Source organism: Rhodococcus sp. MTM3W5.2, from assembly GCF_001984015.1.
GTDB classification, from domain to species: Bacteria; Actinomycetota; Actinomycetes; order Mycobacteriales; family Mycobacteriaceae; genus Rhodococcus_G; species Rhodococcus_G oryzae.
The window spans coordinates 3,566,122-3,580,659 of sequence record NZ_CP019572.1 but is presented as its reverse complement, the minus strand read 5'-3'; the positions used below and the strand labels follow the sequence as shown (position 1 = coordinate 3,580,659).

10 protein-coding genes and 2 pseudogenes are annotated in these 14,538 nt (G+C 68.7%); 6 read left to right on the top strand and 6 right to left on the bottom strand.

Going from position 1 to position 14,538, the window contains the following annotated elements:
* Positions 1-135 precede the first annotated feature (135 nt).
* Together fdhD and BTZ20_RS16370 are read right to left on the bottom strand one after the other, a co-directional pair.
* The gene (gene fdhD, locus BTZ20_RS16375) at positions 136-981 is read right to left on the bottom strand and encodes a formate dehydrogenase accessory sulfurtransferase FdhD (protein ID WP_077042095.1); all 846 of its coding nucleotides are present in this window, start codon (positions 979-981) and stop codon (positions 136-138) included.
* Entirely contained in the window at positions 981-3,293 is a 2,313-nt protein-coding gene (locus BTZ20_RS16370) for an FdhF/YdeP family oxidoreductase (RefSeq protein ID WP_077042094.1), read from the bottom strand. The genes fdhD and BTZ20_RS16370 overlap by 1 nt, the downstream gene beginning before the upstream one ends.
* A gap of 105 nt (positions 3,294-3,398) precedes the next feature.
* Here BTZ20_RS16370 and BTZ20_RS16365 point away from each other — a divergent pair, with 105 nt between their 5' ends.
* Positions 3,399-4,403, top strand: coding sequence for an iron-siderophore ABC transporter substrate-binding protein (locus BTZ20_RS16365; RefSeq protein ID WP_077042093.1), 1,005 nt, complete (start codon positions 3,399-3,401; stop codon positions 4,401-4,403).
* 25 nt (positions 4,404-4,428) lie between these two features.
* On the opposite strand, the gene BTZ20_RS16360 is transcribed toward BTZ20_RS16365, so the two are convergent.
* Positions 4,429-5,430, bottom strand: coding sequence for a zinc-binding dehydrogenase (locus tag BTZ20_RS16360; RefSeq protein WP_077042092.1), 1,002 nt, complete (start codon positions 5,428-5,430; stop codon positions 4,429-4,431).
* A 52-nt stretch (positions 5,431-5,482) separates the two neighbouring features.
* Positions 5,483-6,094, bottom strand: a complete 612-nt coding sequence (locus tag BTZ20_RS16355; protein WP_077042091.1) for a nucleotidyltransferase family protein — start codon at positions 6,092-6,094, stop codon at positions 5,483-5,485.
* 105 nt (positions 6,095-6,199) lie between these two features.
* Between BTZ20_RS16355 and BTZ20_RS16350 the strand changes: the two genes are divergently transcribed.
* Positions 6,200-7,858, top strand: a complete 1,659-nt coding sequence (locus BTZ20_RS16350; RefSeq protein ID WP_077042090.1) for an HNH endonuclease signature motif containing protein — start codon at positions 6,200-6,202, stop codon at positions 7,856-7,858.
* 91 nt (positions 7,859-7,949) lie between these two features.
* A complete protein-coding gene (locus tag BTZ20_RS16345) occupies positions 7,950-9,014 on the top strand; it encodes an iron-siderophore ABC transporter substrate-binding protein (RefSeq protein WP_077043769.1) in 1,065 nt (354 codons plus the stop codon).
* Positions 9,015-9,035: 21 nt separating this feature from the next.
* On the opposite strand, the gene BTZ20_RS16340 is transcribed toward BTZ20_RS16345, so the two are convergent.
* Together BTZ20_RS16340 and BTZ20_RS16335 are read right to left on the bottom strand one after the other, a co-directional pair.
* Entirely contained in the window at positions 9,036-9,377 is a 342-nt protein-coding gene (locus BTZ20_RS16340; RefSeq protein WP_077042089.1) for a DMT family transporter, read from the bottom strand.
* Positions 9,374-9,700 (bottom strand): DMT family transporter, encoded by a 327-nt coding sequence (locus BTZ20_RS16335; RefSeq protein WP_223263364.1) that lies wholly within the window; start codon positions 9,698-9,700, stop codon positions 9,374-9,376. Before BTZ20_RS16335 ends, BTZ20_RS16340 begins: the two co-directional genes overlap by 4 nt.
* 35 nt (positions 9,701-9,735) lie before the next feature.
* Between BTZ20_RS16335 and BTZ20_RS16330 the strand changes: the two genes are divergently transcribed.
* The 3 genes and pseudogenes from BTZ20_RS16330 (at position 9,736) to folC (ending at position 14,504) form a co-directional block, all read left to right on the top strand.
* Positions 9,736-10,347 (top strand): GNAT family N-acetyltransferase, encoded by a 612-nt coding sequence (locus BTZ20_RS16330; protein WP_077042088.1) that lies wholly within the window; start codon positions 9,736-9,738, stop codon positions 10,345-10,347.
* Positions 10,348-10,421: 74 nt separating this feature from the next.
* Positions 10,422-13,072 (top strand): annotated as a pseudogene (locus BTZ20_RS16325) (valine--tRNA ligase).
* Positions 13,069-14,504: pseudogene (gene folC, locus BTZ20_RS16320) on the top strand (bifunctional tetrahydrofolate synthase/dihydrofolate synthase). The pseudogenes BTZ20_RS16325 and folC overlap by 4 nt, the downstream one beginning before the upstream one ends.
* The last annotated feature ends 34 nt before the right edge of the window (positions 14,505-14,538 follow it).

The window sequence follows — 14,538 nt, the reverse complement described above, 5'->3', positions numbered from 1 at the left end:
CCGTGCTGCTCGTCATGCGAATCTCCTCGATATGCCCTAGGGGTATCTGATCGGTATGAATCGACCATACCCTAGGGGTATATGGGTGGGATGCGAGAAGCGCCACAGGGGTGGTGCGGGTGGTCGGGCGCGGCGTCAGGCCAGCTTGATCCGGGCCTCGCCGCTGTAGACATTCATGGTCTCGCCGCGCAGGAACCCGACCAGGCTCAGTCCGGACTCGGTGGCGAGATCGACGGCGAGCGACGACGGGGCGGAGACGGCGGCCAGCACCGGGACGCCCGCGACCACGGCCTTCTGCACGAGTTCGAAGGAGGCACGCCCGCTGACCACGAGGATCGCCTCGCGCAGCGGCACGAGGTCGGCGGTCAACGCCCAGCCGAGCACCTTGTCGACGGCGTTGTGTCTGCCCACGTCCTCGCGAATCGCGAGCAGGGCGCCGTCGGCGGTGAATAGTCCGGCGGCATGCAGGCCGCCGGTCGAGTCGAAGACCCGTTGCCGCGCGCGCAGGGTCACCGGCATGGAGGCCAGGGTCGATGGCGTCACCACGGGGTCGGGACCGGTGAGGTCGTAGCGTGAGCGCACCCGGACGTCCTCGAGCGAGGCCTTGCCGCAGACGCCGCATGCCGAGGTGGTCAGGAACTGGCGATCGGCGCCGGTCGGCGGCGGGACCCCGGGAGCGAGCGCCACGTCGAGCACGTTGTAGGTGTTGGCGCCGTCGGCATCGACACCGTCGCAGTACCGGATGACCGAGACGTCGGACGCCGATCCGATGATGCCCTCGCCCAGCAGGAACCCGTGCACCAGGTCGATGTCGTCCCCTGGGGTGCGCATGGTCACCGAGAGCGATCGGCCGCCGATCCGGATCTCCAGCGGTTCCTCGACCGCCAGGCTGTCCGGTCTGCGCACCGTGGCGCCGCCGGTGGCATCCCCGCTCGCCCCGGTGATCCGTAGCACCGGGCGGCGCGCGGTGACCCGACCCATCAGTGCGCCCCCGCCGGTTCGAGCCGCACCAGCACCGCCTTGGACACCGGCGTATTCGACTTCGCGGCAACGTGATCGAGCGGAATGAGGGGGTTGGTCTCCGGGTAGTAGGCCGCGGCGTTGCCCTTGGGGGTGCTGTACTGGACGGCCCGGAAGTCGCGCACCCGGCGCTCCTGCAGCACGCCGTCGGGGCCGGTCCACTCGGAGACGATGTCCACAGCGGCGCCGTCGGCGATGCCGAGTTCCGCGAGGTCGGCCGAGGACACGAAGATCACCCGGCGGCCGCCCTTCACGCCCCGATAGCGGTCGTCGAGCCCGTAGATGGTGGTGTTGTACTGGTCGTGACTGCGCAGGGTCTGCAGGATCAACCGGCCCGGGGGAGTGGGCAACCACTGCAGCGGACTCGCGGTGAAGTTGGCCTTGCCGGTGCTGGTGGGGAACTCGCGCCGGTCGCGCGGTGGGTGCGGCAACTGGAACCCGTCGGGCCGCCGGACCCGCTCGTTGTAGTTCTCGCAGCCGGGCACCACCCGCGAGATCGAGTCACGGATGCGGTCGTAGTCACCCTTGAACTGCGCCCACGGCACCGAGTGATCGGCGCCGAGCAGGTGCTCGGAGAGTTCGCAGACGATCGCGACCTCGCTGCGCAGCTGATCGCTGATCGGGGTCAGGCTGCCCCGCGACAAGTGCACCATGGACATCGAATCCTCCACGGACACCATCTGTTTCCCGCCGGACTGGATGTCCTTGTCGGTGCGGCCGAGCGTCGGCAGGATGACTGCGGTGCGCCCGGTCACCACGTGCGAGCGGTTGAGCTTGGTCGAGACCTGGACGGTCAGCGCGCACGAACGCAGCGCGGCCTCGGTGGCCTCGGTGTCCGGGGTGGCCCGGATGAAGTTTCCGCCCATCGCCATGAAAACGGAGCCCTTGCCGTCGCGCATGCCGCGGATGGCGGCGACGGTGTCCCAGCCGTGCTTTCGGGGGCTGACGATCGAGAACTCGCGGTCCAGCGCATCGAGGAACGAGTCCGGCATCTTCTCCCAGATGCCCATCGTGCGGTCGCCCTGGACGTTGGAGTGCCCACGCACCGGGCAGACGCCCGCGCCGGGCTTGCCCATCATGCCGCGCATCAGCAGCAGGTTGGTGATCTCCTGGATGGTCGCGACCCCGTGCGTCTGTTGGGTCAGGCCCATCGCCCAGCACGCGATCGTCCGTTCGGAACGGGCCATCGCGTCGGCGGTCTCGCGCAACTGCGTCATCGTGAGTCCGGTGGCCTCGAGGACGACGTCGAGATCGACTGCGCGGACGTTCTTCTCGTACTCGGCGAAACCCGCGCAGTGCTGCTCGACGAAGGCACGGTCCACCACCGAGCCGGGGTCCGCGTCGTCGGCCTCGAGCAGCAGTCGCCCGAGCCCCTGGAACAGGGCCATGTCGCCGCCGAGGCGGATCTGCAGGAACTCGTCGGCGATGTCGACGCCGCGCCCGATCACGCCGCCCACCTTCTGCGGGTCCTTGAACCGGCGCAGCCCGGCCTCGGGCAGCGGGTTGACCGCGATGATCTTGGCGCCGTTCCCCTTTGCCTTCTCCAGCGTGGAGAGCATCCGGGGATGGTTGGTGCCGGGGTTCTGGCCGGCGATGAGGATGAGGTCGGCGTACTCGAGGTCCGGCACCGTCACCGAACCCTTGCCGATACCGATCGATTCGGTGAGCGCGCTGCCGGACGATTCGTGGCACATGTTGGAGCAGTCGGGCAGGTTGTTGGTGCCGAAGCTGCGGATCATCAGCTGGTAGAGGAACGCGGCCTCGTTGCTGGTGCGGCCGGACGTGTAGAACACGGCCCCGTCGGGACCGGGCAGCGTGCGCAGGTGGTCGGCGATCAGTCGGTAGGCCTCGTCCCATTCGATCGGCGCGTAGTGGGTCGCGCCCTCGCGGAGCACCATCGGGTGCGCGAGGCGCCCCTGCTGTCCGAGCCAGTAGTCGGTCTTCTCGGCCAGCTCCGCCACCGAGTGCTCGGCGAAGAACTCGGGACCGACGCGGCGCAGCGTCGCCTCCTCGGCCACGGCCTTGGCGCCGTTCTCGCAGAACTCCGCGGGCTTGCGGTGCCCCGGCGTCTCGGGCCAGGCGCAGCCGGGGCAGTCGAACCCGTGTCGCTGATTGAGCCTGGCCAGGGTGCGGGCGGTGCGGACGGCGCCCATCTGCTCGAGGCCGCGTTGCAGGGACACCAGGACCGCGGGCACGCCGGCCGCATGGTCCTTGCTGTGCGTGACGACCAGCTCCGATTCGTCGATGTCGCGTTCGGGTCCCTTGCGAGTCATGCCTACATAGTGGCCCCGTGACGGGCCCGCCGAAAGCGAGGTGACCCACTCTGCCTACTATTTCGGCTAGCCTTACCTAGCTTTGGTGACGATGGAGGAGAGTCGATGGCAGACGTCGGTAAATTGACGCGGCGGGGATTTCTGATCGGAACGTCGGGCGCGCTGCTCGCGTTCGCCGCTGCCTGCAGCAGCGACGGTGACGGAGGTTCGGCCTCCGCCGGTACCGGCGCGACCATCGGCAACAAGTACGGCGAGACCCAGGTTCCGCTCGACCCGCAGCGCGTGGTCAGCGTGGGATACAACGACCAGGACGCGATCCTGGCGCTCGGCTCCACCCCCGTCGGCGTCTTCGACTGGTACGGCAACTACCCGAATGCCGTGTGGCCATGGGCACAGGACCTGCTCGCAGGCGCGACGCCCGCGATCATCGGCAGCGCGAACACCGGGATCGATGTCGAGAAGGTGGCCGCCACCAATCCTGACCTGATCATCGGCACCTACTCGGGTCTGACCAAGGACCAGTACAACAAGCTCAGCGCGCTCGCACCGACCGTCGCGCAGCCAAAGGAGTTCGCCGACTACGGCGTGCCGTGGCAGGACCAGACCCGGATCATCGGCGAGGCGCTCGGCAAGCAGGACAAGGCGAAGGAGCTGGTGACCTCCGTCGAGAAGCAGTTCACCGATGTCGCGGCCGCCAACCCGGCGTTCGCGGGCAAGACGGTGATCGTGGGCGCGCTCAAGGGCCCGGGTCAGTTCGGCGTCTACGGCCCCGAGGATCCGAAGGTCCGCTTCTTCACCGAACTCGGCTTCGTCAATCCGCCTGTCACGCAGCAGATCACGACCACCAACTTCGCCCCGATCAGTACGGAGCAGCTCTCGCTCGCCGACGCCGACCTGCTGGTCTGGTACGCGGGTGGCGGCTTTGGCGACAAGCTGCGGGCCGAGCTCGACAAGACGCCGGTCTATCAGGAGCTGAACGTCGTCAAGGACGGCCGCACGATCATCCTCGAGGACGAGGCCGCCGAGGCGATGACCTGGAGCACCGTCCTGTCGCTGCCGTACGCGCTGGAGAACATCCCGCCGCGGATCGCGCCGCTGCTCACCAAGTAATCCTGGCGAGAGCTCGCACGACGCGCTAGGGGACCAGGACGACCTTTCCGACGTTACGACGCTCGGTCAGGATTCGATGGGCCTCTGGCGCGTCGGCGAACGGGACGGCGTCGGACACCACGGGTGCCACGACGCCGTTCTCGATCAGCTCGCGCAGCGGCGTGATCCACGGCTCCAGCGTGCCGCGGTCGTCCCACAGCCGCAGCATGTTGAGGCCGATCACCGTCTTGGACTCGCTCATCTGGTCGATGAGGTTGAAGCCCCGCATCATCCGCAGGGCCTGCGGCGCCGCCCGCAACAGGTTTCGCTTGTCGCCCGCGACCACCGAGCTGGCCCCGAAGGCGACGAGTCTGCCGCCTGGACGCAATTGGCCGTAGCTCCGCCGCAGTGACTCCCCGCCGATCGCATCCATGATCACGTCCATCGGCGGAAGCCCGCTGTCCCACCCGCGTTTCCGGTAGTCCAGTGCCACATCGACGCCGAAGCCGCGGATGGCGTCGTGCTTGCCCGGCGATGCGGTTCCGTAGACCTCGGCGCCGCAGTGCTTGGCGATCTGCGTCGCCGCTATCCCGACGCCACCCGCCGCAGCCTGGATCAGAACCCGCTCGCCTGTAAGGAGATTCGCGTATCCGACCAGGCCGGCCCACGCGGTCGCGTAGTTGACGGGAATGGCGGCGCCCTGCTCGAAGCTCAAGGAATCCGGCAGCGGTATCACGTCTCGAGCATCGGCGCACACCTGTTCGGCGTAGCCGCCGAACCTCGTGCCCGCGACCACCCGGTCGCCGACGGCGAGGCCGACGACGTCCGGCGCGACCTCGCCGATCGTGCCCGCGACCTCGTAGCCGACGACGCTCGGCAGCGGCGGGGCGTCGGCGTACAGGCCGAGCCGGGCCATCACGTCGGCGAAGTTGACGCCCGATGCCCTGACGTCGATGCGGACCGCGCCCGGCCGGAGCGACGGCGAGGGACGTTCCTGGACTTGGAGGACGTCGGCGTCCCCGTGCTTGGTAATCACGACTGCGCGCATGGGGGAAGGCTAGTCCCGATCGGCTCCGCGCAGGCGGGGATGCGGGGTCGGGTCAGCCGGGCGGCACCGGCTCTCTCGGTGCGTCCGGCCAGGGAACGACGGTCAGCCCGGGCCATTCCCGCTGCCACCGGGCGGCCTTCGCCTCGTAGACCTCCTGCGGGGCCAGCATCGGGTTGGGTCGCAGCACCATGTTGAAGAGATCGTCGAGACCGTGGGGCGCGTAGACCTGGAGCTCACCGGCAGGGGAGCGCGTGATCCCCACGCAGCAGGTGGTCGCTGCAAAGTGGTCGATCGCGTCCGCGCAGCTGATGAAGGGGACGCCCGGGACACCGAATCGATCCTCGTACCACAGGTGTACCCGCGCCTCGTTGCGCAGTTCGACCGCTGCCTCGACGTCGCAGAACAGGGCCTCCGCCTGCCTGATCTTCCTGTCCTCGGCGGCGTAGCTGAGGTCCGCACCCTCGAAATAGAAGAGGTCGTAGTCCTTGATGCCGGCCAGGAGATCACGGCCGTCGAGGTGGTTCCACACCGTCTGAAAAACCCCGCCGGCTGTGAGATACCAGTCGCTCACGCCGAGATCGCCCGCACGATCGACGATCTTGCGGGCCACGGGATTCGCGAGCACGATCGCGAGCAGTCTCTCCTTGTCGGTGGTCGAGCCCATGGCTCCACTCTCGCATGACCGCGCGATGCCCGGTTTCGGGAGGCCGCGGTCCTTGGGTTCCGCAAACCCATTGTGCGCGGGCCGATCCCGAGTATGCTCGAACATATGAGCGAATCGCTCGAGGGGGTGATGGGCATGACGGCCTCGGTGACCGATCGTGAACGGTCCCTGCTCGAGGCGATCTCCGAGACTGCCCGTGTCGAGAGTGCGGCGGCAGCGCGGCTGATCGCGCAGATCATGGACTACGCCGACTCTCGTGGCACCTTCGACCATCGTGCTCCCGGTGCCGGGTTCGATACCGAGCAAGCGGAGCGGTCTGCGATCGCGGAGGTCGCGTTGGCATTGTCGAGCACCTTCAGGTCGGTGTCGTCGCTGATGCGGCTCGGGTTCACCCTCGAGCGGATGCCCGAGATTCGGGGCGCCTTCGCTGCTGGTGACGTGTCGCTGGCGAAGATTCGGGTGATCGATGAGCACACCCGCAAGGCCACCGCGGCTGCGGTGTTACGCCTGGACGCGGACATCCTGTCGGCCGCGGGACGACTGGCACCTACCCCGCTCGGAATCGAGATCGACCGGTTGCTGATCGAGGACGACGCCGCCTGGGCGCAACGCGCTCGCGATGAGGCCGAGGCCAAGCGCAAGGTTCGCTCCCGCCGCCTCCCTCACGGGATGGGTGTGCTGTCGGTGACGTTGACGGCGACTCAGCTGACGGCGGTCACGGGGCTGATCGTGACGGTTGCCAAGACGGTGTGCCGGGCCGATCCGCGCCCCCTCGACGTCCGGTGCGCCGACGCGTTCATGGTCCTGATGCACGGAGGGCGGGCCCTGACCTGCGAGTGCGCCGACCGGAACTGCGCGGCCACCGGCAACTGTGAACCCGCCGCCGCACAGGTGAATCTGAGGATCTCGTGCGGGCTGGAGACGCTGCTCGGGTTGGCCGACAACCCGGCCTATCTGGAGGGCTACGGCTATCTGGATGCCGGCCAGGCCCGCGCCATCGCCGAGGACGCGACCTGGCAGGCGATCATCGACTGCGCCGCGCAGGCGCTCGACCGCATGCAGCGCGATCGCGGCGTCGACCGCGACAGTGCCGACGGTGTAGACGACTCAGGTGTCGAAGCGGGCGACGACGCTGATCCCGCTGATGAGACCGGCATCGGGACGGAACCCGAAGCGCGCGAACCCGACCCGCCAGATCCATCCGAGGCGCCAGATCCGTGCCCCGCATCCGAGGCCGACGAGCGGCGCGCGCCGCTACCCAGATCGGGCCTGCTCGTGGTCAGGAGTCGGATCCTGCCGGCGGGCTCGACCGTGCTTCCGGTCCGCAAGCTCCCGTATCCCGGTGTGACCTCACCAGTCGATGCCATCGACGGCCTGTTCCGCACGATCCTGAACGACCCTGCGGATCTCGTTGCCGCGTTCCCGGACGGCCGCGGCGGATTCACCAGGCCACCACCGGGGGCCATGACCTACCGGCCGAGCGACCTACTCGCCGCCGCAGTTCGGCTGCGTGATGGCACCTGCCGACACCCGGACTGCCTGATCGCTGCCGCGGACTGCCAGATTGATCATGTCGTCGCGTTCAACAGGAGTGAGCCGATCCTCGGCGGCTGGACCGTCCTCGCCAACCTCCAATGCCTGTGCGCGCTGCACCATCAACTCAAGACCGCGGGCCTCTGGCGCCACGAAATGCTCGCCGGCGCGATCATGCACGTCTACAACACGATCGGGCAGCATGCCCTCACTCTCCCCGTCCGGAGGTAGGCCACCAATTCCTTAATTGGTTAGGCTAACCTTCGCCATGGGCCGGGTCCTGTTTGCCCGGATTCATCCGAATGACGAGGTGAGGGAGACCATGGGATCGACGGGAAAGTTCTGGCGTAGAGCCGGATTCGCGGCGATGGCGGTCACGACGCTGATGGCCGCGGCGTGCGGCGAGTCGGCATCCGAGGGGGCTGGTTCGACATCCTCGCCCCAGGACCAAGCCGACGCATCCGCCTTCCCGGTGTCGATTCCGTCGGCGCTGGGGGCAGCGGACATCCCGGCGGTGCCACAGCGCGTGGTGACGCTGGGTTGGGGGAGTGACGACGCTGCTCTGGCGCTCGGGGTGGTCCCCGTCGCGGTGCAGAACATGAAGTCCGACACCGGCACGGACGACGGGATCCTGCCCTGGTCGCGTAGTCGCTTGCGGGAGCTCGACCCCGCGGCGCAGCCCACGATGCTCACGGCCTCCAGTAAGGAGATCCCCTTTGAGCAGATCGCCTCGCTCCGACCGGACGTGATCCTCGCGGTGCACTCGGGACTGAACCAGGAGCAGTTCGACACCCTCGCCGCGATCGCGCCGACGGTGGCCTATCCGGGCCGGCGGTGGGCGACCAGCTGGGAGGACCAGATCACCACGGTCGGCAAGGCGCTCGGCCGGTCCGAGCGGGCACAGGATCTGGTGACGCAGAGCCGGGAACTGCTCACCGAGGTGAAGGCGCAGCATCCCGAGTTCGCGGGCAAGACGGCCGCCTTCGGCAGCGCGACGGAGGCCGGGTCCTACAACTTCTACTTCGACACCGATCCGCGGCTCACACTGCTGGAGTCACTGGGATTCGACGCGGATCCGCTCGCGAGGCAGTTGCGCGAGGGCAGCGACCAGACCAAGTTCTCGGCACCGGTGAGCCTCGAGCTGCTGCCGAATCACGATCCGGATGTGCTGGTCGCCTGGTACCTGTCGCCGGAACTGCGCAGCGGTATCGAGAGCAACCCGCTGTTCGCGGGGCTGGGTGCCGTCGGCGGCAACTCCTATGTGCCGCTGACCGATCCTCCGCTGGTGTTCGCCTCCAGCTCGCCGAACGTGTTGAGCATTCCGTGGCTGCTCGACCAGCTCGTCCCGCGGCTTTCCGAGGCGGCAGCCAACGTCCCGGTCGGTTGAGCCGGATCCCCGTGGGGTGCGCTACTCGGGCGCCGGCTGCCGCAGGTTCAGGATCACCACGCCCGCGATGATCAGGGCGAGCCCGAGGAACTTGGCCGCGGAGGCCTGTTCGCCGAGAAAGGCGATGCCGATCACCGCGACCGTCGCGGTCCCGATCCCGGACCAGAGCGCGTACGCCAGGCTCACCGGCAGCGATCTCAGCGCCTGGGCCAGGCAGGCGAACGAGGTGGCGTAGCCGAGCAGAACGGCGATCGTTGGCAGCGGTCGACTGAACTGCTCGGTGCTGCCGAGGAACACCGTGGCCAGGATCTCGCAGGTGATCGCGGCGGCGAGGAAGGCCCACGCCCGTACGCGGTCGCTCATCCGACACCGCCGAGGTTGAGCGCGACCACGCCCGCAACCACCAGGGTGATGCCGAGGATTCGGCCGGCGGATCGGGGTTCGCGTAGGACCAGCATCCCGATGGCGGCGATCGCGGCGGTGCCGACGCCCGCCCAGACCGCGTACGCCACACCAACATCGAGGGTGCGAAGGGTCTGCGACAGGCAGTACAGCGCCGCGCAGTAGAGCCCGAGGACCACCGCGGTCGGGCCGGGTCGTCGGAAGCCCTCCGTTCGGGTCAGCAGGCTCGTCGCGAGTACCTCCGCGCAGATGGCCACCGAGAGGAACACCCATGCCATCGTCATGGCTACAAACTATCGGGGGCGGTAGCGTCACGCCCATGGACGCCGTCACGGTTCGACCTGCCGACCCCTCCGACGTCCCTGCCGCCGGACGAGTGCTGGCCGCGGCCTTCGATGACGACCCGGTCACGGAATGGCTGTGGCCGGACGTCGGCTCGCGCCGGACCGGGTTGCCGCGGCTGTTCGGAACCCTCATCCGGCACCATCACTTCCCGCTCGGCGGCGTCGAGGTGGCGCTCGCACCTGACGGGTCGGTGGCCGGGGCGACCCTGTGGGACCCGCCGGGACGCTGGCGGCAGTCGGCGCTGAGCCAGCTGCGCTCGCTGCCCGGACTGATCCACGCCTTCGGCAGCCGGATCCTGGCGGGCGCGGAGTTCGCCGGGACGGTCGAGAAGGCGCACCCGGAGGAGCCACACTGGTACCTCAGCACCATCGGCACCGATCCCTCAGCCCGCGGAGCGGGCCACGGCACAGCGCTGATGAACTCCCGGTTGGCCCGGTGCGACGCCGAGCACGCGCCCGCCTATCTGGAGTCGAGTAAGGAGTCGAACGTCCCTTATTACGAGCGATTCGGCTTCGAGGTGACGGGCGAGATCGTCATCCCGAACGGTGGCCCGACGCTGTGGGCGATGTGGCGGGCGCCTCGCTGACCGGATGGCGGTGTCGGGGGAGCCCGCGGGTTCTCTAGAATCACCGGGTGACCAGTGCCGTGCCGCAGGACCCCATGAACCCCGCCGACGCCCTCCCGAAGAGCTGGGACCCCAGCGCGGTAGAGCAGGAATTGTACGAGGGTTGGGTGGACGCCGGCTACTTCACGGCGGACCCGACCAGCGACAAGCCCGGCTACTCGATCGTGCTGCCGCCGCCGAACGTGACCGGCAGCCTGCACATGGGCCACGCCCTCGACCACACCCTGATGGACGTGCTCTCGCGCCGCAAGCGCATGCAGGGCTACGAGGTCCTCTGGCTGCCCGGCATGGACCACGCGGGCATCGCCACCCAGAACGTGGTGGAGAAGCAGCTCGCGGCGGACGGCAAGACGAAGGAAGACTTCGGTCGCGAGCTGTTCATCGACAAGGTCTGGGACTGGAAGCGCGAGTCGGGCGGCACCATCGGTGGCCAGATGCGCCGACTCGGCGACGGCGTCGACTGGAGCCGCGACCGGTTCACCATGGACGAGGGCCTCTCGCGCGCCGTCCAGACCATCTTCAAGCGGATGTACGACTCGGGTCTGATCTACCGGGCCGAGCGCCTGGTCAACTGGTCGCCGGTGCTGCAGACCGCCATCTCCGACATCGAGGTCAAGTTCGAGGACGTCGAGGGCGAACTGGTGTCGCTGCGCTATGGCTCACTGAACGACGACGAGCCACACGTGATCGTGGCCACCACCCGTGTGGAGACGATGCTCGGCGACACCGCGGTCGCCGTGCACCCCGACGACGAGCGCTACCAGCACCTGCTCGGCACCACCCTCGAGCACCCCATCACCGGGCGGCAGATCCCGATCATCGCCGACGACTACGTGGACCCGGAGTTCGGCACCGGCGCGGTGAAGATCACCCCCGCGCACGACCCCAACGACTTCGAGATGGGCCTGCGGCACAACCTGCCGATGCCCACGATCATGGACAAGACCGGCAAGATCGCCGACACCGGAACGCAGTTCGACGGCATGGACCGGTTCGAGGCCCGCGTGAAGGTGCGCGAGGCGCTCGCCGAGCAGGGTCGTGTGGTCGCCGAGAAGCGTCCCTACCTGCACAGCGTCGGCCACTCCGAGCGCAGCGGCGAGTCCATCGAGCCGCGGCTCTCGCTGCAGTGGTGGGTCAAGGTCGAGGAGCTCGCCAAGGCCGCGGGCGACGCCGTCCGCAACGGCGACACCACGATCCACCCAGCCAGCCTGGAGCCGCGCTGGTTCGGCTGGGTCGACAACATGCACGACTGGTGCATCTCGCGCCAGCTGTGGTGGGGCCACCGCATCCCGATCTGGTACGGCCCGGAGGGGAGGTCCGCTGCGTCGGACCCGACGAGACCGCGCCCGAGGGCTGGGAGCAGGACCCCGATGTCCTCGACACCTGGTTCTCGTCCGGACTCTGGCCGTTCTCCACGATGGGCTGGCCGGAGCAGACTCCAGAGCTCGAGAAGTTCTACCCCACAAGCGTTCTCGTCACCGGCTACGACATCCTGTTCTTCTGGGTGGCCCGGATGATGATGTTCGGCACCTTCGTCTCCGAGGACGACGCGATCACCGCGGGCGATGGCAAGTCCGGTCCGCAGGTGCCGTTCAAGGATGTGTTCCTGCACGGCCTGGTCCGCGACGAGTTCGGCAAGAAGATGTCGAAGTCGAAGGGCAACGGAATCGACCCGCTGGACTGGGTGCGCGAGTTCGGCGCCGACGCGCTGCGCTTCACGCTGGCCCGCGGCGCGAACCCCGGCAGCGACCTCTCCGTCGGCGAGGATCACGCGAAGGCCTCCCGCAGCTTCGCCACGAAGCTGTTCAACGCCACCAAGTTCGCCCTGATGAACGGCGCTGCGCCCGCACCGTTGCCCGCCGAGCTCAGCGACGCCGACCGCTGGATCCTGGACCGGCTCGAGCAGGTCCAGGCCGAGGTCGACGCCGCGTTCGACCGTTACGACTTCGGCAAGGCCTGCGACGCGCTCTACCACTTCGCCTGGGACGAGGTGTGTGACTGGTACCTCGAGCTCGCCAAGGTGCAGTTCGCCGGCCCCGAGGCCGAGGGCACCAAGGCCGTGCTCGGCAATGTTCTCGATGCGCTGCTGCGCATGCTGCACCCGGTGATGCCGTTCGTCACCGAGACCCTCTGGAAGGTGCTGACCGGCGGGGAGTCGGTGGTGATCTCCGAGTGGCCGACCACGACCGGTGCGACCGCCGATGCCGTTGCCGCGCAGCGCATCGCGGACGTCCAGCGGCTCGTCACCGAGATCCGCAGGTTCCGCAGCGATCAGGGTCTGAACCCCGGCCAGAAGGTGGCGGCGAGGCTCAGTGGCATCGCCGAGGCCGACCTGGACGGCAAGCAGGCCGCGGTCGCCTCCCTGGTCAAGCTGACGGATCCGGCCGACGACTTCAGTGCGACGGCCTCGCTGGAGGTGCGGCTCAGCCGCGGCACCGTCACCGTCGAGCTGGACACCTCGGGCACCGTGGACCTGGTCGCCGAGCGCAAGCGCCTCGAGAAGGACCTGGCGGCGGCCGAGAAGGAGCTCGCGGGCACCGCGGCCAAGCTGTCCAACGAGGCGTTCCTCGGCAAGGCGCCGGACAACGTGGTCGACAAGATCCGTGCCAGGCAGACTCTGGCCGCGGAGGAGGTCGAGCGGATCACCGCCCGGCTCGCGGCAATGGATCTGAAGGGTCAGGCGTGAACGCCGAGACACCCGAGAAGTGGGACGGGGGATCGCAGCCCTCGCCCGTCGATCTGGCCGAGCTGGCGCTCGTCGAGGCCGAACTCGACCAGCGCTGGCCCGAGACCAAGATCGAGCCCTCCACCGCCCGCATCGCGGCCCTGATGGACCTGCTCGGCTCGCCGCAGCACAGCTATCCGGCCATCCATGTCGCGGGCACCAACGGGAAGACCTCGGTCACCCGGATGATCGACGCGCTGATGACGCGCCTGCACCGTCGGGTCGGGCGTACCACCAGCCCGCATCTGCAGCTGGCGACCGAGCGGATCAGCATCGACGGCAAGCCCATCTCGCCTCGTCTCTACGTGGACACTTACCGTGAGCTGCTGCCGTACGTCGAGATGATCGACACCCAGTCGCAGGCAGCGGGTGGCCCCGCGATGAGCAAGTTCGAGGTGCTCACCGCGATGGCGTTCGCGGCCTTCGCCGAGGCGCCGGTGGATGTCGCGGTCGTGGAGACCGGGCTCGGCGGCCGTTGGGACGCAACGAATGTCATCGACGGTCAGGTGGCGGTGATCACCCCCATCGGGCTTGATCACGTCGAGTTCCTCGGCAGTGACATCGCCGGGATCGCCGCCGAGAAGGCCGGGATCATCAAGAAGGCGCCCGAGTCGCTGGTGCCGCGCGACACCGTCGCGATCCTCGCCGAGCAGACTCCGGAGGTGACCGAGGTCCTGCTGCGCCGTGCCGTCGAGGCCGACGCCGCGGTGGCCCGCGAGGGGTCCGAGTTCAAGGTCCTGGCCCGCCGGATCGCGATCGGCGGACAGCAACTGGAACTGCAAGGCCTGTCCGGGGTCTACAGCGACATCTTCCTGCCCCTGCACGGCGAACATCAGGCCCGCAACGCCTCGCTCGCGCTCGCCGCGGTTGAGGCGTTCTTCGGGGCGGGGCGGACCGTCAGCTCGACGTCGACGCGATCCGGGAGGGCTTCGCCTCGATGACCAACCCGGGGCGTCTCGAGCGGGTGCGCAGCGCGCCCACCGTCTTCCTCGACGCCGCGCACAACCCGCACGGGGCCAAGGCGCTGGCCGCCGCGCTCGTCGCGGAGTTCGACTTCCGCAAGCTGGTCGGCGTCGTCGCGGTGATGGCGGACAAGGACGTGGCCGGGATCCTGACCGCGCTGGAGCCGGTGTTCGACGAGATCGTCGTGACGCACAACGGATCTCCGCGCGGCATGGATGTCGAGGAACTCGCCAACCTGGCGGTGGCCCGGTTCGGCGACGAACGCGTGGTGGTGGCGGAGACACTCCCGGACGCACTCGAGACCGCCATCGGGCTGGCCGAGGAGGTCGCCGAGCCCGGTGAGGCAGTATCGGGGGCGGGCGTCGTGGTCACCGGATCGGTGGTCACCGCGGGCGTGGCCCGCACCCTGTTCGGAAAGGACCCGGCGTGAGTACTCCCGAGGGATCGAGCACACCCGAAGGCGA